The organism is Alkalicoccobacillus plakortidis, from assembly GCF_023703085.1.
GTDB classification, from domain to species: domain Bacteria; phylum Bacillota; class Bacilli; order Bacillales; family Bacillaceae_D; genus Alkalicoccobacillus; species Alkalicoccobacillus plakortidis.
The window spans coordinates 38,606-61,240 of sequence record NZ_JAMQJY010000008.1; the positions used below are offsets into that span (position 1 = coordinate 38,606).

Annotated in this window: 22 protein-coding genes, 4 pseudogenes and 1 riboswitch; of the genes and pseudogenes, 22 read left to right on the forward strand and 4 right to left on the reverse strand. The window is 38.3% G+C overall.

Annotation, left to right across the window (positions count from 1 at the left end; all coding sequences use genetic code 11):
* Positions 1–104: 104 nt before the first annotated feature.
* From NDM98_RS23010 to NDM98_RS23040, 7 genes and pseudogenes are all read left to right on the forward strand, one after another.
* A complete protein-coding gene (locus tag NDM98_RS23010; RefSeq protein WP_251611846.1) occupies positions 105–740 on the forward strand; it encodes an HAD family hydrolase in 636 nt (211 codons plus the stop codon).
* A gap of 45 nt (positions 741–785) precedes the next feature.
* On the forward strand, positions 786–1,349 hold the full coding sequence (locus NDM98_RS23015; protein WP_251611848.1) for a TetR/AcrR family transcriptional regulator: 564 nt from the start codon (positions 786–788) through the stop codon (positions 1,347–1,349).
* A gap of 18 nt (positions 1,350–1,367) precedes the next feature.
* Complete coding sequence (fabF, locus tag NDM98_RS23020) at positions 1,368–2,603, forward strand: beta-ketoacyl-ACP synthase II (protein WP_251611850.1); 1,236 nt, start codon at positions 1,368–1,370, stop codon at positions 2,601–2,603.
* Positions 2,596–3,048 carry a GNAT family N-acetyltransferase gene (locus tag NDM98_RS23025; RefSeq protein ID WP_251611852.1) on the forward strand — a complete coding sequence of 151 codons (453 nt, stop codon included), beginning with the start codon at positions 2,596–2,598 and terminating at the stop codon, positions 3,046–3,048. Before fabF ends, NDM98_RS23025 begins: the two co-directional genes overlap by 8 nt.
* Before the next feature lie 85 nt (positions 3,049–3,133).
* Positions 3,134–3,328, forward strand: a complete 195-nt coding sequence (locus NDM98_RS23030; RefSeq protein ID WP_251611854.1) for a helix-turn-helix transcriptional regulator — start codon at positions 3,134–3,136, stop codon at positions 3,326–3,328.
* Complete coding sequence (locus NDM98_RS23035; protein WP_251611856.1) at positions 3,329–3,781, forward strand: hypothetical protein; 453 nt, start codon at positions 3,329–3,331, stop codon at positions 3,779–3,781.
* Positions 3,782–3,844: 63 nt separating this feature from the next.
* Positions 3,845–4,577 (forward strand): annotated as a pseudogene (locus NDM98_RS23040) (MerR family transcriptional regulator).
* 67 nt (positions 4,578–4,644) lie between these two features.
* Here NDM98_RS23040 and NDM98_RS24420 read toward each other — a convergent pair.
* Together NDM98_RS24420 and NDM98_RS23045 are read right to left on the reverse strand one after the other, a co-directional pair.
* Complete coding sequence (locus NDM98_RS24420; RefSeq protein ID WP_307728945.1) at positions 4,645–5,022, reverse strand: hypothetical protein; 378 nt, start codon at positions 5,020–5,022, stop codon at positions 4,645–4,647.
* The gene (locus tag NDM98_RS23045; RefSeq protein WP_307728946.1) at positions 5,006–6,400 is read right to left on the reverse strand and encodes a glycoside hydrolase family 13 protein; all 1,395 of its coding nucleotides are present in this window, start codon (positions 6,398–6,400) and stop codon (positions 5,006–5,008) included. The genes NDM98_RS24420 and NDM98_RS23045 overlap by 17 nt, the downstream gene beginning before the upstream one ends.
* Positions 6,401–6,612: 212 nt before the next feature.
* Between NDM98_RS23045 and NDM98_RS23050 the strand changes: the two genes are divergently transcribed.
* The 8 genes and pseudogenes from NDM98_RS23050 to NDM98_RS23085 all read left to right on the forward strand — a co-directional run bounded on the left by NDM98_RS23050 (position 6,613) and on the right by NDM98_RS23085 (position 14,008).
* Positions 6,613–7,098, forward strand: coding sequence for a sugar ABC transporter substrate-binding protein (locus NDM98_RS23050; protein ID WP_251611858.1), 486 nt, complete (start codon positions 6,613–6,615; stop codon positions 7,096–7,098).
* On the forward strand, positions 7,037–7,873 hold the full coding sequence (locus NDM98_RS23055; RefSeq protein WP_251611860.1) for a sugar ABC transporter substrate-binding protein: 837 nt from the start codon (positions 7,037–7,039) through the stop codon (positions 7,871–7,873). The genes NDM98_RS23050 and NDM98_RS23055 overlap by 62 nt, the downstream gene beginning before the upstream one ends.
* Positions 7,874–9,166 (forward strand): carbohydrate ABC transporter permease, encoded by a 1,293-nt coding sequence (locus NDM98_RS23060; protein ID WP_251611862.1) that lies wholly within the window; start codon positions 7,874–7,876, stop codon positions 9,164–9,166.
* 5 nt (positions 9,167–9,171) lie between these two features.
* Entirely contained in the window at positions 9,172–10,014 is an 843-nt protein-coding gene (locus NDM98_RS23065; RefSeq protein ID WP_251611864.1) for a sugar ABC transporter permease, read from the forward strand.
* 29 nt (positions 10,015–10,043) lie between these two features.
* Positions 10,044–11,694, forward strand: a pseudogene (locus NDM98_RS23070) (alpha-glucosidase).
* A gap of 95 nt (positions 11,695–11,789) precedes the next feature.
* The gene (locus tag NDM98_RS23075) at positions 11,790–12,827 is read left to right on the forward strand and encodes a LacI family DNA-binding transcriptional regulator (RefSeq protein WP_251611866.1); all 1,038 of its coding nucleotides are present in this window, start codon (positions 11,790–11,792) and stop codon (positions 12,825–12,827) included.
* A 176-nt stretch (positions 12,828–13,003) separates the two neighbouring features.
* Positions 13,004–13,733: pseudogene (locus tag NDM98_RS23080) on the forward strand (AAA family ATPase).
* 83 nt (positions 13,734–13,816) lie between these two features.
* Positions 13,817–14,008: a hypothetical protein gene (locus tag NDM98_RS23085; protein WP_251611868.1), complete on the forward strand. Its 192-nt coding sequence runs from the start codon at positions 13,817–13,819 to the stop codon at positions 14,006–14,008.
* 2 nt (positions 14,009–14,010) lie between these two features.
* Here NDM98_RS23085 and NDM98_RS23090 read toward each other — a convergent pair whose 3' ends face one another.
* The gene (locus NDM98_RS23090; RefSeq protein ID WP_251611870.1) at positions 14,011–14,472 is read right to left on the reverse strand and encodes an SAM-dependent methyltransferase; all 462 of its coding nucleotides are present in this window, start codon (positions 14,470–14,472) and stop codon (positions 14,011–14,013) included.
* A gap of 136 nt (positions 14,473–14,608) precedes the next feature.
* Positions 14,609–14,768: riboswitch (cyclic di-AMP (ydaO/yuaA leader) on the forward strand.
* An 88-nt stretch (positions 14,769–14,856) separates the two neighbouring features.
* Between NDM98_RS23090 and NDM98_RS23095 the strand changes: the two genes are divergently transcribed.
* The 3 genes from NDM98_RS23095 to NDM98_RS23105 are packed head-to-tail and all read left to right on the forward strand — an operon-like array spanning position 14,857 to position 17,332.
* Entirely contained in the window at positions 14,857–15,267 is a 411-nt protein-coding gene (locus tag NDM98_RS23095; RefSeq protein WP_251611872.1) for an adenine nucleotide alpha hydrolase family protein, read from the forward strand.
* Between the two features lie 33 nt (positions 15,268–15,300).
* Positions 15,301–15,957, forward strand: coding sequence for a potassium channel family protein (locus NDM98_RS23100; RefSeq protein WP_251611874.1), 657 nt, complete (start codon positions 15,301–15,303; stop codon positions 15,955–15,957).
* A gap of 46 nt (positions 15,958–16,003) precedes the next feature.
* Positions 16,004–17,332: a TrkH family potassium uptake protein gene (locus tag NDM98_RS23105; protein WP_251611893.1), complete on the forward strand. Its 1,329-nt coding sequence runs from the start codon at positions 16,004–16,006 to the stop codon at positions 17,330–17,332.
* 36 nt (positions 17,333–17,368) lie between these two features.
* Here the strand turns inward: NDM98_RS23105 and NDM98_RS23110 are convergent, their stop codons facing one another.
* Positions 17,369–18,256 carry an NAD(P)/FAD-dependent oxidoreductase gene (locus NDM98_RS23110; RefSeq protein WP_308807803.1) on the reverse strand — a complete coding sequence of 296 codons (888 nt, stop codon included), beginning with the start codon at positions 18,254–18,256 and terminating at the stop codon, positions 17,369–17,371.
* Between the two features lie 181 nt (positions 18,257–18,437).
* On the opposite strand from NDM98_RS23110, the gene NDM98_RS23115 reads away from it, so the two are divergent.
* The 4 genes and pseudogenes from NDM98_RS23115 to NDM98_RS23130 all read left to right on the forward strand — a co-directional run bounded on the left by NDM98_RS23115 (position 18,438) and on the right by NDM98_RS23130 (position 22,387).
* Complete coding sequence (locus tag NDM98_RS23115; protein ID WP_251611876.1) at positions 18,438–18,839, forward strand: Rrf2 family transcriptional regulator; 402 nt, start codon at positions 18,438–18,440, stop codon at positions 18,837–18,839.
* Between the two features lie 92 nt (positions 18,840–18,931).
* Positions 18,932–19,720, forward strand: coding sequence for an RNA polymerase sigma factor (locus NDM98_RS23120; protein ID WP_251611878.1), 789 nt, complete (start codon positions 18,932–18,934; stop codon positions 19,718–19,720).
* Between the two features lie 14 nt (positions 19,721–19,734).
* Positions 19,735–20,319 carry an ATP-dependent Clp endopeptidase proteolytic subunit ClpP gene (clpP, locus tag NDM98_RS23125; RefSeq protein WP_251611880.1) on the forward strand — a complete coding sequence of 195 codons (585 nt, stop codon included), beginning with the start codon at positions 19,735–19,737 and terminating at the stop codon, positions 20,317–20,319.
* A 230-nt stretch (positions 20,320–20,549) separates the two neighbouring features.
* Positions 20,550–22,387: pseudogene (locus tag NDM98_RS23130) on the forward strand (assimilatory sulfite reductase (NADPH) flavoprotein subunit).
* Positions 22,388–22,635: the final 248 nt, after the last annotated feature.

Consider the following 22,635-nt stretch of genomic DNA (forward strand, 5'->3'; position numbering starts at 1 on the left):
GCAAAAAGAAAACGGCATATATATCCAAACGTTGGCGTCTTATAGCGTGGTTATTAGAAGCAAAAGCGCTATTCGCATAACTAAACTAAAAAGGATGTGATCATATGAAGGCAATCTTATTTGACTTTGATGGTACACTCGCGCACACATTGCCTGTTTGTTTTGAAGCTTTTCAAGAAGTATTTCGCAGGTTTGATGAGAGAGAATTAACGAATGAGGACATCATAAGCATGTTTGGACCATCTGAGACAGGTATTATTCGGGAAAATCTGAAGCACACAGACTCATCTAGTGCGATTGAATTATATTATACTGTTTACTCTGAAACGCATGATAAATTGGTACCTCATTCTCCGGAAATCATTGAGTTGTTAGGAGATTTAAGGAGGAAAGGGTATCAATTAGGCATTGTAACAGGCAAAGCACAGCGGAGCCTAGATTTATCATTAGAAGCTCTGAAGATGACATCGTATTTTGATGTGGTGATAACAGGAGACGATGTGACTAATGCAAAACCTCATCCAGAAGGGATTCAACAAGCGATGAAAAGGCTAGGAGTTACAAATGAGGATACGATTTACCTTGGTGATAGTGATGCAGATATTCTGGCAGGCATTGATGCAGGTGTTCGCACGGTTGGTGTTTACTGGTTACCAGACTACCAGCCAACTTTTACTCAGAAACCAGATGTTGTATGTAACAAAACAACTCAATTACTCACAAGCTTTGGTATAGAGTAAGCATACTTCATTGACACTTACCTACTAGTAAGTTAGTATAAAAAAATGAAAAATAGAAAAGAACAAATCATTAAATTAGCAGTGGAAAAGATTCAAGAAATGGGTTATATGAACTTTAGTTACGATGATTTATCGAAAGAATTACAAGTAACCAAAGCCAGCATACATTATCATTTTGAAAAAAAAGAAGACTTAGGTTTGGCTGTTTGCTCTCATCTTCGTGAAGGATTAGAGGAGTTGGCAGATGAACTCAATCATTCATCTATCCAAGTGAAAGATCGACCGTATGCATTTATTTTAAGACGGATGCAACATATCTCTTCAACTGGAATTTGTCCGGTGACGGCTTTTCAAGCAGATATGAACGAGTTAACAAATGATTTACAGGAAGAAGTTAAAAGGTTAAGTCAATTAGAGGCATTTAGTATGGTCGAATTATTGAGGGATGCTAAGAATGAGGGAGCTATTCAAGGCACAACAAAAGAGGACCTAGAGGATTTGTCTTGGTTATTGCTTTCAACAATAAAAGGTGGCTTGCAATATAAACGTGCCATAAATGAAACGGTGCTAGAGAAGATATTAGGTCAGGTTAGACTTCTTTTAAAATAGAAAAATAGAGGTGCAAACATGGGACGCAGAGTTGTTGTAACAGGAACAGGTGTTATTTCGCCACTTGGAAATACTGTAGAGGCATTTTGGAGTCATTTAAAGCAGGGCAAATCAGGTATTAAACGAATTGAGTCTGAAGCATATGAAGGAATTGCAACTCAGATTGGTGGATATATCACTGATTTTAAACCCGAAGAGTACATGGAGAAAAAAGAGATTGGCAAATATGATCGGTTTGCCCAGTTTGCGTATGCAGCATCGATGCAAGCACTTAAGCAGTCTAAGCTAGATTTAGAGCAGGTCAATGGTGAGCGGATGGGTGTCTATATTGGTTCTGGAATTGGCGGAATTGATACTACTTTAGAAAATCATTCCGCTCTTTTAGAGAAAGGTCCAAGAAGAGTTTCGCCATTCATGGTGCCAATGATGATCGGAAATATGGCCACGGGAATTGTTTCAATGAAAACGGGCTTTAAAGGACCAAGCTTTTCACCAGTGTCCGCCTGTGCGACCGCTAACCACGCGATTGGTGAAGCGTTTTTGAATATTAAGCATGGTTACTCTGATGGTATTCTCGCTGGTGGAGCAGAGGCACCAATTAACCCACTTGCCTATGCAGGCTTCTCAAGAATGAGAGCAATGTCAACATTAAACGATTCACCTGAATTAGCCAGTAGACCTTTTGATAAAAACCGCGATGGTTTTGTGATGTCTGAAGGCGCGGGAATCCTGTTTCTTGAAGAGTATGAGCATGCCTTAAATCGTGGAGCAACGATATTAGGAGAAATCGTTGGATACGGCTCAACAACGGACGCCTATCATATCACCTCACCAGATCCAAGTGGTGCGGAGCGAGCCATGAAGTTAGCACTTGAGATGGGTAGTATCAACAAAGAAAATGTTCAATACATTAATGCTCATGGGACAAGCACACCTGAAGGAGATCAGTCTGAAACAAAAGCCATTAAGCAGGTATTTGGCGATGCAGCATACCAATTAAAAGTCAGCTCAACAAAGTCCATGACTGGTCATCTTTTTGGTGCAGCAGGCGGAATTGAAGCAATTGCGACCTTACATGCTGTTCAACAAGACATCGCTCCTCCAACCATTAATTATGAGACACCAGACGAAGCATGTGATTTAGACTACGTACCAAACCAAGCAGTGAGCATATCCATTGAATATGCTTTGTCTAATGGTTTTGGCTTTGGCGGACATAATGCTGTGGTAGCCTTTAAGAAATATCGTGATTAAGGAAATTGAGATTGATTTAGCTGAGATGGCTACAAAAGTCTGGGAGCTTCAGATGCTCTCTTATCAGGTGGAAGCAGACATCATTGGTGTGCAAGATTTTCCACCATTGCGTGAACGTGCGCAGGATATTCAGCAAAGTGAGGAAATCTTTTACGGGTATTATCAAAACAAGGATTTAGCAGGCGTCATTTCGATTGATTGGAATGAACGTATCATTCATATTACACGATTAATGATTCATCCAGACTACTTTAGAAAAGGAATCGCCACTCAGCTTTTAACATTTGTAAGCTCACTGAATCAACAGACCAGAATGATAAAAGTTTCAACAGCTTTAAATAATGAACAAGCGGTGAGAGCATATCTAAAGCAAGGGTTTAAGCAAAAGACAAAAACGTATATGCCAGAGGGTCTCTGGATTGTGTCTTTTGAGAAGAAGTGCTAATACAGATCTTGACAATCTATTAAAAGGCAATATATAGTTTACGTTATGTAATCTATATATTGCTTTTTGAGTTGGAGTGAAAACGTTGCAGAACAGAATAAAGGTAGCTCGAGTTGAGAAGTCGTTAACACAGGAGCAGCTTGCTGCGGCTGTTAAGGTAACAAGACAGACAATCGGATTAATTGAAAAAGGTCAATATAATCCAAGCTTGCAACTGTGTGTGGCAATTGCAAAAAAGCTGGATAAAACACTAGATCAATTATTTTGGGAGGTAGAATAGATGAGATCTTGGGTTTCTTTTTTATTGCCAAATGATGAATATAAACGAGAGCAAATTCTATATTTTTTAACAGAAGGCGCATTTGTACTAATACTTTATTTAGTGGGAATTTTATTAGTAGGAGATTTGCTTCCGATCCTCTTAACACCTCAACTAGTTGCTCTTATTGGCTTAGGATTATACTGCTTGTATACAACTCTACGGTATACATTCTCAGGAATTGAATTTACGGACATCGCCCGACATGAGGACTACCAGAAGCAAGTAAAAGTGATTTCAGTTAGATCGATTGGTTTTTTATTTACTTTTTTACTTTTGTCATTTCTATTTATGAATAACAGTGATTGGTTAAGTAGTAGCATATTAGCTCTTATTGCATCAATGTTCTTGTTTACACTAAATTATCTGTCTCTTAGAAGATCTTATCGAAAAAATAAAGAAATCTTAGATTAAATTTTGGGTTTGACTCTCACGTTACGTGATAGCTTATTGTTGGTTTTGAGGGAGGTGAGTCAGATGTTGAAGATAAAAGAGGTAGCTAATTTGGTAGGTATAAGTGTGCGCACACTTCACCACTATGATGAGATTGGGTTACTCAGTCCGGATGAAGTGACCGAATCAGGTTATCGCTTGTATTCACAGAACAATATTGATGACTTACAGCACATTCTCTTTTATAGAGAGTTGGATTTCCCTCTGAAAAAAATCAAAGAAATTATGAGTAGTCCAGACTTTGATCAGGAGAAAGCTCTGCAGCTTCACCGAAAAATGCTTACAGAGCGCCGCAATCAAATTGATCAAATGATCGTAACCATTGAGAGGACACTTAGATCTAAGAAGGGTGAGATTCAGATGTCAAACAAAGAAAAATTTTCAGGATTTGATTTTACAGGTTGGAACAAACACGAGGATGAGGCACGTGAGCGCTTGGGGAGATCAAGTTGTAGATGATGCCGCCGCTCATGTGAAAGGAAAAGAGAAAGAGCTTGGAGACCAAATGAATCAGATCTACCGTGATTTAGCAGCCGTGCGCCACCTAGATCCAAGCAGCAAGGAAGCACAAGAAGCGATTCATGAATGGTACAGCTTTCTAAAAAACATTGGTACGTATTCATTAGATGCTTTTGCAGGTTTAGGAGAGATGTATGTAGCTGATGAGCGCTTTACTAAGAACATTGACCAATTTGGTGCTGGATTGTCTGAGTTTATGCGTGATGCGATGAAGGAATATGCCACACAGAATAAGTAACTAAGGTTTTTAAAAAGGTACATTAAAAGCTGCTTGGTCCCTTTTGGGAACAAGCAGCTTTTTACGTTTAATGCGATCGTTTTTTTATTAAACGATAACTTTCCTTATCTACAATTAAAGGAGAATGACTGTCTAAGCTAGCTCCACTTGTGTGGTCAACAAGTGTATGGTTTATCAGCACTTCCGGAATCAAAATCGATTGCTCTGTTTGACTTCGGTTAATAGCAAAAAGAAGGGTTTCCTCTTTTGTATGGGTTGAATAAAGCAGTACATCATTAATACCAGAGTCATAAAATTGAATGGTTTCATACGTTCCCATTGCGGACAGCTCTTTGCGCCATTGGATGAGATCCTTCACGAAGTTAAATAAAACGGTATCTTGTTTATTTTCATCCCAAATCATACATGCACGGCAACCAGGGTCATTATCACCAAGCCATACCAATCTCATCTCCATAGTAAATGCATGGAGAACCAGGAAAAGAGAAGAGCATAAGATATTGAAGCATCACTTGATTTTTATTGCCATTACTTTCTGTTAACACACGAGCTGTATCATGACTGTCGAGTAAGTTGAATTGAACTTGATTAACAGGATGAGGATAGCTGAATAAATGTCTAGTAATAGTCTGTTTAAATGAACCTGCAGTCTCACCACGCAGGATGAAATCTTGAATAGCATCTGTTAAAGGATAATTCATCACTGCATCAAATTGATCTCCCGCAAGCCAAGGTGTGGATTGATGCCAGATTTCCCCTAGAATATACACATCCTCTTTTGTTTCCTTCACAGTGCGGCGGAAGTCTCGCCAAAATTCATGATCAACTTCGTTAGCCACATCAAGGCGCCATCCATCAATATCAAACGTTTCAATCCAATAACGGGCAACCTGAAGTAAGTATTCCTTCACTTCTGGATTAGCTGTATTTAATTTTGGCATCATGCCAACAAAGGCAAATGTTTCGTAATTAGGTTTCTGTGCATGAGGATCTAATGGATAGCTATGTGGGTGAAACCAATCTCTGTACCGAGAATCCTCTCCATATTTGAGTACATCTTGAAATGGCTTAAAGTAATACCCGCTGTGATTAAAAACCGCATCTAGCATGACCCGTATCCCTCGTTTATGACATTCCTGTACGAGTTTCTTTAAGGTCTGCTCATCGCCAAATTGCGGGTCGATCTGCATATAATCGATCGTGTCATATTTGTGATTTGAGAACGCTTTAAAAATGGGTGTGAAATAAATTCCGTTAATGCCGAGACCGCTTAAGTAATCCAGATGATTGATTACTCCTTGTAAGTCACCACCAAAAAATGAATCGACTTTTGGTTTTTCGCTTCCCCATGGTAAGACGTTATCTGGATTAATGGTGGAATCCCCATTTGAGAAGCGTTCCGGAAAGATTTGATACCAAACCGTATCTTTTACCCAACTTGGAGGAGAGAATATCTCATTCTCGTGGAGATAGGGTAAACAGAAATAAGGAGAAACATGTTTAGGTTTCTCTTGATAGAAGCCACGCTCTGTATAAACAACAGATTCATCCGTTGAGGTTAGGATGAATCCGTAACGTAAGCGGTAATGTGGCAATTGAAGGGTGACTGTCCAATAATCGTGAAGATCATCAGAGCCAATGAGTGACATAAATGTTTCAGAAGACTGCCAAATGTCTTGATCCCATACATATGGATCGCCATGTATGATTGTCACTTGAAGAACATCATTTTTGGCTGTTTTTATACGCACGCAAACAGATTCTTTGTCGATAGAATAAAGTTCAGCAGGAGTTTGTAGATGACTAATAGCAGTAAATATCATGAATAGTACCTCCATATCAATAGAATAGCTAAAGTTTAGAACAAGCCAGATCGACTGTCAACGAAATAATGCAAACGTTTTCTTGAAATATATTGCTAAAATAAAAACTAGATACTATACTAATCTATAGTTAATGAAAACACTTTCATTGTTTTATGCAAACGTTTGCGTAAGTTGTAAGGTTTTACATAAAAATAGAGGAGGGTTTGAAAATGAGTAACGTTAAAAGCTATTTTATACCTGTAGTTGTAGGTCTTTCTCTAACATTAACTGCTTGTGGACCGGAGCGGGGAGATGAAGTAGAGGAATTAGTACCTGATGAAGCGACAGAAGCAAATAAGCCTGATTCTTTACAAGTTTGGGTTCATGATACTGAGACGTATTTAGAAGCATACAAGGAAATTGCGGATGCATTTACACAGGAAACAGGTATTGATGTCCATTTAGTACCTTTTGGTCTTTTCGATCAACTAGAAGCAATGTCACTCGATGCACCCTCAGGTAGAGGGCCAGACTTATTTTTTCAGCCTAACGATATGACTGGGAACGCATATCTTCAAGGAGTTGCAGCTGAATTAGATCTAACTGAGGAGCAGAAAGAGGGTTATATAGATGGCTCTTTAGAGGCTCTTAGCTATGATGGAGCCCAAATTGGCATTCCAAGCGTCAGTAGAAACCTACGCATTAATGTACAATAACGAACTCATTTCTGAAGCACCAGAGACGCTTGAAGAGCTCGAGCAAATTGGTGAAGAACTAACGATTCCTGCAAACGATCAGTATGGATTTCTACTCGAAGCTCAGAATGCATTTTTTGCTTATCCTTTTTTAGCAGCATACGGAGGATATTTCTTCGGTGAAGAAAACGGAGGATATGATGTTGGGGATATTGGTCTTTCGAATCAAGGGACAGTGGAAGGAACTGAATTAATTAGATCATGGTATGAAAAAGGCTATCTACCAAGAAACTTAAATGCAGATATTATGAATGGTTTATTTTTACAAGGGAATGTAGGGGCTGTTGTATCTGGGCCTTGGAACATTAATGATTATCGCAATGCTTTAGGGGACAGTCTTGAAACAGCTCCTCTTCCAATGATTGATGGAGAAAGACTCAAATCTTTTGCTGGAGTGAAAGGTTGGATGGTTAATCAATACAGTGACCATATAAATTGGGCAAAAGAACTGGCTTTGTTTATGACGAGTAAGGAAAGCTCTGAAATTTTCTTTGAGTACGCTCAGGAGATTCCGGCGCGTGATGACATTGAACTAGAAAATGAATTATACGATGGGTTTGTCGAGCAATTGGAATACGCTCAGTTTATGCCGAATATCCCTGCTGTTTCAGCCGTGTGGGAACCTCTCGGTGATGCGCTGATCTTTATAAGTAATGGGGACGATGCGGAAGAAGTGTTACTAGAAACTCAAGGAATGATAGAAGATGAAATTGAAATTATGGGGGCTTGGAGATGAATGAAACCTCAACATCATTCACTACAAGTAAATAAGAAAAGTCGTGTACTCACTGCTGCTTTACTTTCGATTGTACCTGGATTGGGCCAAATCTATAATAAGCAACGTCTAAAAGGGATTTGTTTCTTATTATTGGCAGTAGCCTTTGGTATTGTATTTTATGACATTCTGAACATTGGTTTCTGGGGGCTCGCAACACTTGGCACATTACCCGGTGTTGATGATTCAAGGACATTAATTGGTCAAGGTATTGTAGCCGTATTTTTAACGATGTTTGCAGTGCTCTTCTACATACTCAACATAAAAGATGCACGCAAGATAGCCCGGCAGCGAGAAGAAGGATACGAGCCTTTATCGATAAGAGAGGGATTTAGACATTCATGGGACAAAAGCTTCCCATATGTTCTCATTACGCCAGGATTAATTCTATTATTTATCGCTGTAATCTTTCCACTTCTATTTATGATTGTGTTGGCCTTTACTAATTACAACTTATTTAATGCGCCTCCAAGAAGTGTATTAGATTGGGTCGGCTTTCAAAACTTTATGGACTTAGCTACTATCCCAATTTGGAGAAATACCTTTTTCTCCGTTCTTTCATGGACGATAGTCTGGACAGCGGCAGCGACCACTTCTCAAATTGCGCTTGCGATGTTTTTAGCGGTGATCGTAAACGACAAACGAATTAAATATAAACGATTGATTCGTACAGTGTTAATTTTGCCTTGGGCAGTGCCAAGCTTTGTTACCATATTGATCTTTGCAGCTTTGTTTAACGACGGGTTTGGTGCAATTAACAGAGATCTATTAGAGCCACTTTTTAATACAAGTATTCCATGGCTTACAGATCCATTCTGGACCAAGATTGCATTAATTATGATTCAGACGTGGCTTGGCTTTCCATTTGTTTTCGCCTTATTTACTGGGATTTTGCAGAGTGTCTCTGATGATTGGTATGAGGCAGCGGATATGGATGGAGCTAGTCGTTTTCAGAAGTTCCGTTTTATCACCATGCCACACGTTCTTTTTGCGACAGCACCCCTTTTGATTATGCAATACGCGGGGAACTTCAATAACTTTAATATTATCTACTTATTTAACGAAGGTGGACCACCAGTCCGTGGGCAAAATGTTGGAGGAACGGATATTCTTATTTCTTGGGTGTATAGTCTTGCATTTGAAAACTCTCAATATAGTATGGCTGCAGCGATCTCAATAATAATTGGTCTAATTGTAGCGGTATTTGCTATTTTTCAGTTCCGTAAAAGCAGAACATTTAAGGAAGGGGAATAAGGAATATGAAGCAGAAAACAAAATCGCGCATTGAAGTTACGTTAATCTACCTGTTTCTTTTATTAATGTTTGTTGTCATTGGCTATCCACTATTATGGACAATTGGACTTTCATTAAATGAAGGCACGAACTTATATAGTGCAAGTATTATTCCTGAAAATTGGTCACTCGAACATTATAAATGGCTCTTTTTTAGCGAACAGAGCAACTATGTACAATGGTATATCAATTCTTTAATTGTCGCGTTTGCCACGTCTATATCAGCTACTGTGATTGTATGTCTGACTTCTTATGCCTTCTCTAGGTACAAGTTTGTTGGAAGAAAAAATGGGCTTTACTTCTTTCTAGTATTGCAGATATTCCCAGTGATTATGGCGATGGTTGCAATCTATGTGCTTCTAAATACGATTGGTTTGCTCGACTCTCTGCTAGGTTTGGTGTTGATCTATGTAGGCGGAGCAATTCCGATGAATGCTTTTCTAGTGAAGGGTTATTTCGATACCATTCCTAAAGAACTAGATGAGTCAGCTAAGCTAGATGGGGCAGGTCACTTTCGTATATTCTTCACGATCATGCTGCCATTAGCAAAGCCAATCCTGGCAGTTGTTGCGTTATTTAATTTTATGTCACCACTGATGGACTTTATCCTACCAAGAATTGTGTTGCGCAGTCCTGAAAACTATACATTAGCTCTTGGGTTATTCAACTTCGTAAGTGATCAATTCGCTAACAACTTTACACGATTTGCTGCAGGAACGGTATTAATTGCCGTACCGATTGCGATTGTTTTCTTGTTCTTACAACGTTATTTGATTTCAGGACTTTCTTCTGGAGCAACAAAGGGATAAATAAAGATGATGATAAAAGGGGTTTAATTATGAATAATCAATGGTGGAAAGAAGCGGTATGCTACCAAGTTTATCCGCGCAGTTTTAATGATACAAATGGGGATGGAATTGGCGATTTAAAAGGGGTTATTGAGAAGTTAGATTATCTAAAGTGGTTAGGTATTGACGTCATTTGGATGAGTCCGATGTATGACTCTCCTAATGATGATAATGGATATGATATCCGGGATTACAAAGCAATAATGGATGAGTTTGGTACGATGGATGACTTTAATCAATTATTAGAAGAAGTTCATCTTCGAGGAATGAAAATCATTATAGACTTAGTTATTAACCATACGTCAGATGAGCATGAATGGTTTGTTGAATCAAGATCATCTATTAATAGTGAAAAAAGAGATTGGTATATATGGAAAGATGCAAAAGAGGATGGGTCAGAGCCTAATAACTGGGCCTCAATCTTTAATGGGTCTGCTTGGGAATGGGATGAGCACTCGAAACAGTATTATCTTCACATTTTCTCAAAAAAGCAACCAGATGTTAACTGGGAAAACAAGGATGTCCGTAATGTCTTGTACGAAACAATGAACTGGTGGCTAGATAAAGGAATAGACGGCTTTAGAGTAGATGCCATTAGCCATATAAAGAAAATAGAAGGTTTGCCAGATTTAACGAATGAAACGTCAGATCGATTTGTAGAGTCTTTCGATGGGCATATGAATCGTCCAGGCATTCAAACGTTTTTACAGGAAATGAAGCAAGAAACGTTGGATCATTATGATGTGATGACTGTAGGAGAGGCCAATGGTGTCAGCATGGAGGATTCGAATGATGTGCGGGCCTGGGTCGGAGAAAAAGACGGGGTATTTGACATGGTTTTTCAGTTCGAGCACCTTGGACTATGGAATAAAGATGCTGAACAAAGATTGAATGTACCGGCTCTAAAAGAGGCGTTAACAAAGTGGCAATATGGGCTAGAAGGAATTGGTTGGAATGCTCTTTTTATCGAAAACCATGACCAAGCCACGCTCTGTTTCATCTTGGGGCAATGATACAGTTTATTGGGAGGCTTGTGCAAAAGCACTTGGAACACTGTATTTCTTAATGAAGGGCACTCCTTTTATCTATCAAGGTCAAGAAATAGGAATGACAAATGTACAGTTTCCAACTATAGAAGATTATGATGATGTGTCCATGCGAAATTATTATGAACAAGAACGTAGTAAAGGTAGACCTCATAATGAAATAATGGAGGTTATTTGGACTCAAGGCCGTGATAACTCTCGGACACCGATGCAGTGGACGAATGAGGCAAATGGAGGCTTCAGTACGGCTGATCAAACCTGGCTGAAAGTCAATCCGAATTTCAAAGACATTAATGTGCATATGCAGCGAAAAAACAGTAAATCCATTTTGACTTATTATAAAAAGATGATTGAATTACGAAAAAATAGCAAAACATTGATCTATGGAGCTTATGAACTTTGTGAGCTTAATGATGAGCAACTATACATGTATAAGCGATGTGGAGAAGAGGAAGCGTATACAATCATTGTGAATCTATCAGAGGAAACAAAGGAATTTGGCTACGTCAACATGGGTGAATATATATTTGGTAACTACGAAAATCATAAGTCTGATCAACTTATGCCATATGAAGCAAGAGTATACAAGTCATAGTGTTTTTACCAACCATACTATAGACAAAGTATAGCTAATGATTCATTATAAAAGGATAGATTGAAGACCGTTTGAATGCAAAGGATGGAATATTAGTGACCGTAACCATAAAAGACGTAGCAAAAAAAGCAAATGTAGCGCCATCTACTGTCTCTCGTGTTATTGCAAATAATTCAACGATCAGTACCAAAACAAAAGAAAAGGTACGGGCGGTGATGGAAGAGCTTGGCTACTACCCAAATGTTAATGCTAGAAACCTGGTGAATAATCATACCAATGTAATAGGTGTCATTATGCCAAGTGCTACCTATGCACCATTTCATAATCCTTTTTTTCCAGAAGTGCTTAGAGGGATTACTACTCAGGCAAATGAACAGAGGTACGGTCTGTATTTATCCACTAGCCAAACGGACCTAGATATCCTAGAAGAAGTAAAAGAAATGGTGTACAGTCGTCGAGTTGATGGCATAATATTACTGTATTCAACAATAGCTGATCCAGTCATTGATTTTCTTTTAGACAAATCGTTTCCGTTTGTTGTAGTTGGTCAGCCGCCAGAGCAGCTTAAAGAAAAGGTCTTCTTTGTTAATAATGACAATGTTAAAGCAGCTAAAATGGTGACAGAGTATCTATTACTTTTAAAGCACAAACGAATTGCCTTTGTAGGTGGACGGCGAGATGCCTTTGTGACTATTGATCGGAAAAATGGCTACATAGAAGCACTTGAAACTTCTGCTATTCAGATTGATGAATCGCTCATGGTTTATCATGATGAAATTTTTGAAGGCGGTGAAAAAGCAGTTATAGAGCTTATGTCACAAAAAAATCCTCCTTCAGCAATGATTGTCACAGATGATTTAATGGCTTTAGGTGTATTACGAATGCTCTTCAGTATGAATGTATCTGTACCAGATAATATGTCTGTTGTTAGTTTTAATAATGTGTTGATGTCTAAGTTGTCAACGCCTCCACTTACAACGCTTGATATTCATATTCATGAGCTCGGATACAAAGCGGCTCAAATGCTTCGTCAGTGTATACTTGATCCAAAAGCATCTCCTACAAGTCATATCGTGGATCATCATCTGATTCGTCGGGCGACAAGCAGAGCACATAAAGAAATCTCAACATAATTCATAGCCTGAATATCCGCTGAGGATTTTCAGGCTATTTAGCTATATGGATGTAATACACTTGCATAAGTATCTCCTTAAACATAAATGTACTTTCCGATGTAATTGATAAAAGTTAAAAGGATAAATAATGTTTCGCATTAAAGAATACAACTTCAAAAAAGTAGGTGATGAAGATGTACCTTAAAAGAATTACACTTCTGCATAATAAGATCTCATCTTATGATACGTATCCTTTTTCAATTCCTGCGGTTAAACAGCTTCATGATCTTAAACTTGATCATTCCGTAACCTTTTTTGTAGGAGAGAACGGCTCTGGTAAATCAACTCTTCTAGAAGCGATTGCCGATAAATGCGAGTTTAATACGGCAGGAGGAGGACGAAATAATAGCTTTGAGGTACACGCTTCAAAGTCAGTACTTGGCGACTATATCCGCTTGGCCTGGATGCCCAAAATCACAAATGGATTTTTCCTTAGGGCGGAATCGTTTTATCATTTTGCGACACATCTCGATGAACTCGATGATCCAAGAAGATATCAACAATATGGTGGGAAATCTCTTCATCACCAATCTCATGGCGAATCCTTTCTCTCATTATTTATGAACCGTTTTAATGGCAAGGCTCTTTATCTATTGGATGAGCCTGAGGCCGCTTTATCTCCAAGCTAGACAATTAGCCTTTATAAAAGTGATTCACGACCTTGTTTCGAGTGATCAGGCTCAGTTCATCATTGCGACTCACTCTCCTATATTGCTCGGGTACCCAGATGCTGAGATCTTCAGCTTTGATGAGCAGTCCATTAGCTCTGTTGAATATGAAATGACAGATCATTATCAGCTAACAAAGTACTTTCTACAGAATCGAGAGAGGGTTTTTTTCGAATTGTTTAAAGAAGAGCAGTAAAAGAATAGCTCTTCTTTTACATTTTTTATTGTGTTAAAGTGGAGATAAAGGTATAATATTCCAACTGGAGAGGAGGCTTTAAAATGCTATATTTGCCGTATATACTTGCTACACTTGGTGGTACCTATTTAATTGTGTTTATACTTAATGGCATTCTTGATACATTGTTTGGACTAGAACCAAGTATCAAAAAATGGGCACTGTCCTCAGCTGTTATTACCATTATTATTCTATTGGCTTTTAACTTGTTCGGAGGCATTGGTATATTGGTGTAGAGTTATTCATTCCAATATTCCTCCATTATTTCATGTGACCAATCAGGTTGATGAATAGGTTCCTTTGGTAGAAATTCCTTCATAACGGGTTTGATATCCACGATAGGTGTTCCATCAATACAATCTAAACCTCGAACGATCAATTTCTTCCCTTGCCTTCCAAGTAACTGGACCGTCGTTAAGCCTAATCGATTTGGTCTGTTTTTCCCTCGTTGAGCAAAAATCCCTGTTAATGGGAAAGTTTCATTATTTCTAGGATGTCTTGCGCCGTTTTCAATTCTCTCTTTATCCACTTTATGAAAATAAAAAATAATCTCAAGATGTGAGAATGTTTCAATTTCGAAGAGAGATTCTTCAGAAAATGAATCATTAATCATTATGCTCGATTGTACGTTCCCCCAGTTATCATCTTCTACTTCCACTCTTTTGTTTGATACAACGCCTATTGGATCAATTGTTACCACCTAATCAGCTCCCTTCAAATTATGCACAATATAGTATACTTATCATTATACAATATTTCCCTTATGTCGGATTGAAAAAAAATAAAAAAAAAGCTTTATTTCTTCGGATAAGAGGCGTATGATCATTTTTAGAAATAAAAGATTAACGCAGAATATTTCAGGTGAAATAACGGGGGAACCAACGAGTTCTAATTGAACTCTGGGGTTAATTATTTGCTACTTATAGATAGTGAATAACGGGTACTCTCAAGTCCGAATCCGACAGCTAACCTCGTATGCGTTTTGAGAGAGAACAAACGGTGAAAAAGCGTAAGCTCCCGGATGAAGCTCTCTTTTCTTGGAGTTTTTTTGTGCTGTTATGAGTTAATAAGGAGGTTTTATAACATGAACATGGAAGAAAAAATTATGGTTTGTCATATCTCAGAGAATCACAATGGGGACCCGCTACTCGAGAGAGGGGTTCAGTTGTCACAGATGTTTGATTCTCCATTATATATATTATATTTAAGTGGGCAGTCAGAAGATGAACAAACACACAAAGATCAACTTAATCGATTAGGATGTCAAGATTTGGTCGATGATAATCGTATGAGCTCGATCTTTCAAACGTATAAAGGACAGGATAAGCTGCCGCAAATCATCTTGGATAAGGCACGCGAGAATCAAATTACCCAGCTTGTTATTGGTCAGTGTAGTCAATCAAGATGGGAGCTTCTAAAAAAAGGTGATTTTGTTAACAGACTTGTTAGCAAAATGGGCGACATTGATTTGCATATCGTTCCTGTGAGTAAATAGAAAATCTTATGCACTGAATTAGGGGTGAATGTCTTGAAAAAACAATTTATTGTTATTGGGCTAGGACGATTTGGTAGTAGCTTAACTAAAACGTTGGTTGAGGCTGGTCATGAGGTACTTGCCGTAGATAAGGATATTGATTTAGTGCAAGGCATGTCTTCTATCGCGACGCATGCAATACAGGCTGACGCAACTGATGAATCTGTTCTAAAAGAACTTGGTGCAGGGAATTTTAGTCATGCTGTGGTGGCAATTGGTGAGAATTTGCAATCCAGTATCTTGACAACTCTTCTTCTAAAAGAGATGAATATTCCTAAAGTAACCGTTAAAGCTAAAAATATCATCTATGGAAAAGTCCTTACCAAAATTGGTGCAGATCAAGTTGTATATCCTGAGAGAGACATGGGTATACGCCTAGGTAGACAACTTAGTTCGGACAATTTAATTGATTATATCGAACTCTCCCCTATATATAATTTAGTGGAAATGAATGCTCCAGCTGCTATGAATGGTTATTCTATTTATGATTTGGACGTCAGAGCAAAATATGGTGTCAATATTATGGCTATTAAATCGAACGGTGAGATTAACATTTCACCAAGAGCAGAAGATAAAATTCAGACTGGGGACACATTACTCTTAATTGGTTCGAATGAAGATATTAGTGCATTGGAACGAAAATATGAATGAAGTGGATTATAATGATAAACACCTATTGAAAATTGATTTTAAACAAATGACAAGTAAGATGAGCCCACCTCAGTTTGTCATGCTTGTTTTTCTATTTCTGATACTGATAGGTACTTGTATACTCGCTTTGCCAATCTCTTCAGCAAGTGGTTTGTCTATTGGTCTTTTAGATGCTCTTTTTACAGCAACATCTGCTGTGTGTGTAAATGGGTTAGTCGTAGTAGATACTGGTTCAGTTTTTTCTACATTTGGGCAAGTAGTTATTATGATTTTAATTCAGGTTGGTGGCTTAGGGTTTATGACAATGGGTGTTATTGTAGCGATCATGCTTGGTAAGAGAATTGGCTTAAAACAGAGATTAATTATTCAGCAGACAACCCAATCTAAGTCTTCATCAGGATTAGTTAAGCTTTGTCTCTATATTGTTTTTATTGCCTTTGCTTTTGAAACGGTTGCTGTTACTGTACTTACCTTACGTTGGATGGGAGATATGGGGTTTGCAGAGGCATTATATCATGCCGTTTTCCATTCTGTATCTGCTTTTAATAATGCAGGTTTTGCTCTCTGGTCAGATAGTCTTTCGAGTTATGTGAATGACCCTGTTGTTAACTTAACGATCATTTGGTTATTTGTTAGTGGTGGTCTTGGTTACATTGTTATTGTAGAGCTCATTAGAAAACGAAAATGGAGAAGTTTTTCATTACATACTAAAATTGTTCTTGTTAGTTCAGGTTCATTACTTGCTATTGGTTTCTTACTTGTTTTTGCGTTAGAAACATTGAATCCACAAACCTTTGGACAGTTGTCTTGGTCAGAACGAATATGGTCCGGCTTCTTTCAGAGTGCGACTTCAAGAAGTGCTGGCTTTAATACAATTGATATTAGTAATATGTTATCAGCTTCTCAACTTGTTTTAATCATTCTCATGTTTATAGGAGCTTCCTCAGGTGGAACGGGTGGAGGGATTAAAACGACTACTTTTTTCGTTTTAATCTTAGCTACATTTAATACCTTTCGCGGTGGCGGACAAATTCATGCTTTTGAGCGCAAAATCTCTGTTGAGATTATTATGAGAGCTCTTGCGGTAGTAATTAGTTCACTGCTTTGTGTTTTTGTCGTTGCGCTCCTCCTTACTGTGACTGAAGGAATTTATGAAGAACATTTTATGGAAGTACTTTTTGAAGCTACTTCTGCATTTAGTACAGCAGGACTTTCTATGGGACTAACAAGTGAGCTTTCTCCAATGGGGAAATTTATTGTTACGATTACAATGTTTATTGGACGATTAGGACCACTCACTTTAGCCTATGCTTTAGCTGAAAAGAAGAAGAAATCAAAGCTTGGTTATCCTGAAGACCATGTTTTAATCGGATAAACTGAAAGGAACGCCCAAGTGAGCGTTCTTTTTTTCTTAAAAATCTAGTTCTATAAGATCGACATTCACAGCAACACCAGCTTTATTACCTGAGGCAGCAGATACAATAAGCTGTGATAAAGCAGGACTAATAGCATCGCCAGCTGCATAGATATGCTTCTTAGAAGTTCTGCCGAAGTCATCCACTTCTATGGCTCCAGTTTCCGTTAAATCGACCCCAATCTGTTCTTTTAAAGAATTAGCTATAAATGTAGGGGCCACAAATCCTCCTGAGCGCTTAATTGTTGTTCCACTCTCAAATTCTACATGAGAAAGTTGACCATCCTCTCCAATTAAACGGCTGATTTTTTCCGTTACCACTGAAATCCCTTTTGATTCAAGTTTCTTTCTATCCTCGGTATTCAAAGAATGACCATTAGTAGCAAGAACCAAATCTTTAGACCAGTTATAAAGTAGTTTGGCCATATGCATGGCGTGTTCGGTATCGTTAATGATCACAAGAGGTTTATCTCTTAATTCCAAGCCATCGCAGTAAGGGCAGTTAAATAGACTCTTTCCATATAAACCACCTATTCCGTCAATTGGAGGAAGGGACTCTTTAAAACCAACTGCTAGTATGACTTTTGTAGCATAAAACGTTTGTCCACCAGATGCTGTAATCATAAAGGATGATTCGTTCTTAGATCGTAGGATACTTGTTACTGTTCTGTTAATAGTAGAAATGGAGGGATAGGTTGCTAATTCTTCATTACCTATTCTTCTAAATTCGGATGGAGTGGTGCCATCTCGAGTGATAAAACCATGTGATTCATGGGTGACTTGATTTCGGTTTGTGTGATCGTCAAATAACAAAATGTTTCTTCGAGCTCTTCCAAGTACAAGTGCCGAGCTGAGTCCTGCTTGGTCCTCCTCCAATAATCGCACAATCAAAGATCTTCTCAGAATGCATATAATCTCCTTCTTTCATATATATTAAAGATACTCTATATCTATAATAGTCGTTATAAATCGTAAGCACAAATAAGACGCTCATGTTTGTTGACGTTCTCAAAACCTGTTGAGATAATACTTATAAGTAAATCATAATGACTTAGGTGATAAAACAATGAATTATTCAAAGGGAACGAACTATGCCCTACACACTATGCTGTATTTGGCTACTCAAAAAGAAAATTTGATTGTAGGTGTGCAAGAATTAGCAGACCATCAATCTGTCTCTCCTTCATATTTGTCAAAAATTTTAACGAAGCTTACAAAACAAGGCTTAATTGAATCACATTCTGGTGCGCAAGGTGGCTACCGTTTAAGTCGTGATAAATACACCATTTCTTTTTTGGACATCATACAGGCAGTTGAAGGCAATGCTCCTTTATTTAAAGGCTGCGAGAGAAATGCACCTGGCTGCTTAATTGAAGCGGTCATGGAAGAATCAGAACAAAAAATGGATGAGTATCTACTATCTAAAACGATTGGTCATGTAGCTGATCAAGCGAATCAATCAATGTAGTTTTTATATAAAAGAAGAATTTTTTTAAAACCGTATCTTTTTGAGCGGTTTTTTCGTCTATATAAGTGAAGTCACAATTAAAGGAGGGTAACATGCGGCCGCTTGTTCAAATTGCTCCGAAAACAAACCACGAGGACTTTGAGAAATTAGTTTCACCATATTTGCAGTCTCTTCATTCCTACTGTCATTATGTGACTCGCTCCAAATGGGATGCAGAAGACTTAATGCAGGAAACATTGGTTAAGTTATATCAACGTTCTACTAAACAACACATTCCAATGTCTAAAGCTTACCTGCATCGTATTGCCTCAAATGCTTGGATTGATCGAGTGCGCAAGAAGAAGGTGGATGAAGTATTAACTGATCATGAGATTGAAAGCATAAATAAACATCAACCAGTATCCAGTGCTACGGCATTAGCCATAAACGTTCTGCTTAAGACATGTACACCTAAACAACGTGTTGTTTTCATGCTGGTGGATGCGTTTAATTATTCAGCGCAAGAAGCTGCGCACGTGTTAGGTGAGACAGAGGGGGCAGTAAAAGCCAACCTGCACCGAGCAAGGAAAAATATAAAAAAACAAAAAGTAGCTGAAACAGAGGTGGATGAGAGCTTAATTTCCGCTTATAGCACGGTTTTGATTGATGGTGATGTGAATAAAATCATTCGTATGTATCAGCAAGACATGCAGGCTAGCATGAGTAGTCAATTAAATAATGATCAATCAATCTATTCGATTCAGTTGATTGGAGGAACAACGATAGGGTATGCATTGGCTTGTATTATTTTAAGATCTGGTCAGAGGATGTACATTCCCATTTATCAGAAAACTGCCTATAAAACTGCGGAATATATAGGTGAATCTCTAAGAGCTGCATAAGAAAGGAGAACTTCATGTCAAATGTAGTTCCTTATGTCGTTGAGCAAACAAGTCGCGGGGAGAGATCGTATGATATCTATTCACGCTTACTCAAGGATCGAGTTGTTTTTTTAGGGTCAGAGGTAAATGATCCTGTAGCCAATAGCATTGTAGCTCAGTTATTGTTTTTAGCAGCAGAGGATCCAGATAAGGATATCTCGCTTTATATCAATAGTCCTGGTGGATCTACTTCTGCTGGTCTGGCTATACTTGATACAATGAATTTTATAAAGCCAGATGTTCAAACCATTTGTTTAGGTATGGCCGCTTCAATGGGTGCCATTCTATTAACAGCTGGAGCGAAAGGAAAACGTTTGGCACTACCAAACAGTGAGATTATGATTCATCAACCACTTGGTGGTGCGCAAGGCCAAGCGGCAGACATAGAAATTAGTGCACGAAGAATTATTAAACTTCGTGAGCAAATAGAAGAATTTATGTCAAACCAAACAGGGCAACCCAAAAGCAAAGTGGCAAAAGATATGGATCGAGATTATTTCATGTCATCAGAAGAAGCAATGCAATATGGGCTTATTGATAAAATTGTGAAAGGTCAATAGAAAAACGGCGTATTCCTACTATAGGGTACGCCGTTTTTCTATTATTTGTGAAGCGGTTGGAGACGTAACAAGGGACTTTAGTGAAATAAAGAAAAATCTCAAAACCTATTTGACACATAGGAATTATAAAGTTAGGATAGGGTAGTAAAATAATAAATAAGAACTACATATTAATGATGCGTTAACTAAAATGAGATGGTTTAAATCATCGTTTCGTGAGGTGGAAAACGTTGCAACTCCATAGTCAGAATAGTCCTTTTACTCAAGAACAAGTAGACTTATTAAATCAGTTGCTGCCAACATTGACAGCAGAACAAAAGATTTGGATCAGTGGGTATTTGGCTGCTAGTCAAACGGCAGTAGCCTCACTTACTAATCCAGAAATTAACCAAACTAATTTGCCTGTCGAGTCAGAATCTGTACCGAAAATTTCTAAAGAAGTCACCATTTTATTTGGCTCTCATACTGGAAACGGTCAGAATTTATCAGAAGATTTTGGTATTAAACTTGAAAGCAAGGGATTTCAAGTGAAGATCTCTTCAATGAGTGACTTTAAACCAAAAGAACTAAAAGATGTACAGAACTTGTTGGTTATTGTCAGTACACATGGAGAAGGAGATCCACCAGATAATGCGATCGCTTTCTTTGAGTTTCTTAATGGAAGGAAAGCTCCTAAACTAGAAAGTCTAAATTATGCCGTGCTTGCTTTAGGAGACTCATCTTATGAGTTTTTCTGTCAATCCGGAAAAGACATTGATAAACGATTAGAGGAGTTGGGAGGAAGCCGTCTCTATCCGCGGGTTGATTGTGATCTCGATTTTAGTGACGATGCCCAAGAGTGGTATGAAGGTGTCCTAACAGGCTTAAGTGAGTCGTTAGAAGTGAGCCCAGAAGGAGTACCGGCATCGAGTGTCAACCAATCGGGAGAAGCGAGTCAAGTCGCCTATTCGAGAACCAATCCTTTTAAAGCAGAAGTTTTAGAGAACCTTAATATTAATGGTCGTGGTTCAAATAAGGAAACAAGACACTTGGAGCTTTCATTAGAAGGGTCAGGATTGACGTTTGAACCAGGAGATAGTGTAGAATGTTTCCGGAAAACGACCGCGAATTAGTCGATCAATTATTAGAAGTAACTGGATGGAATGCAGAAACTTCTATTCAAGTGAACAAACAAGGGGATCTTCTAACTTTACGTGAAGCATTAATCTCTCATTACGAAATTACCGTTCTTTCAAAACCATTATTAGAAAAAGCCGTACAGCTTACAGAAAATGACGAGTTAAAAGCTTTGCTTGAAACAGATAACGCTGACAATCTCAGAAACTATTTAAATGGACGAGATTTAATTGACTTAATTAATGATTACGGTCCATGGAAGGCTGACGAAGTGGAGTTCACTTCTATCTTAAGAAAGATACCTTCACGTTTGTATTCTATTGCGAGTAGTTATGAGGCAAATCCTGATGAAGTTCACTTAACGATTGGTGCGTTGAGATACGACTCACATGGACGCTCGAGAAATGGTGTTTGTTCCGTTCAATGTGCAGAGCGATTAGAGACTGGAGATACTATACCAATTTTTATTCAACGCAATCAGAATTTTAGATTACCAACCGATTCAGAAACACCAATTATTATGATAGGTCCCGGCACGGGTATTGCGCCATTTCGTTCATTTATAGAAGAGCGAGAAGAGTTAGGTGTCACCGGGAAGTCATGGCTATTTTTTGGAGAACAACATTTTGTGACAGATTTCTTCTATCAAATTGAATGGCAGCGTTGGGTAGAAGAAGGTGTATTAACTAAACTAGATGTTGCATTCTCTCGTGATCAAGAAGAGAAGATCTATGTACAAAACAGAATGCTTGAAAAAAGCAAAGAGTTGTATGAATGGTTAGAAGCAGGGGCTACTGTCTATGTGTGTGGAGATGAAGCGCGTATGGCTCATGATGTACATGAAACGCTTGCGTCAATCTTGCAAACAGAGGGTGGTTTAGGTGCTGATGAGGCAGAGTCTTATTTAACAGATATGAAACAGCAAAAACGGTATCAGAGGGACGTCTACTAATCATTTAGACGTGGGAGGAGATTAAGATGGTAAAGTCAAATAGTGTCCATGCTCAAGAAGGACCTCCAAGTGATGTTGAACAAATTAAAGAAGAGAGTCAATACCTTCGTGGATCATTAGCTGAGACGTTAAAGAATCCATTAACTGGTGGGATTCCTGATTGGGACAATCGTTTAATGAAATTCCATGGTAGTTATCTTCAAGACGACCGTGACCTTCGAAATGAACGGCGCCAAGCAAAAATTAGA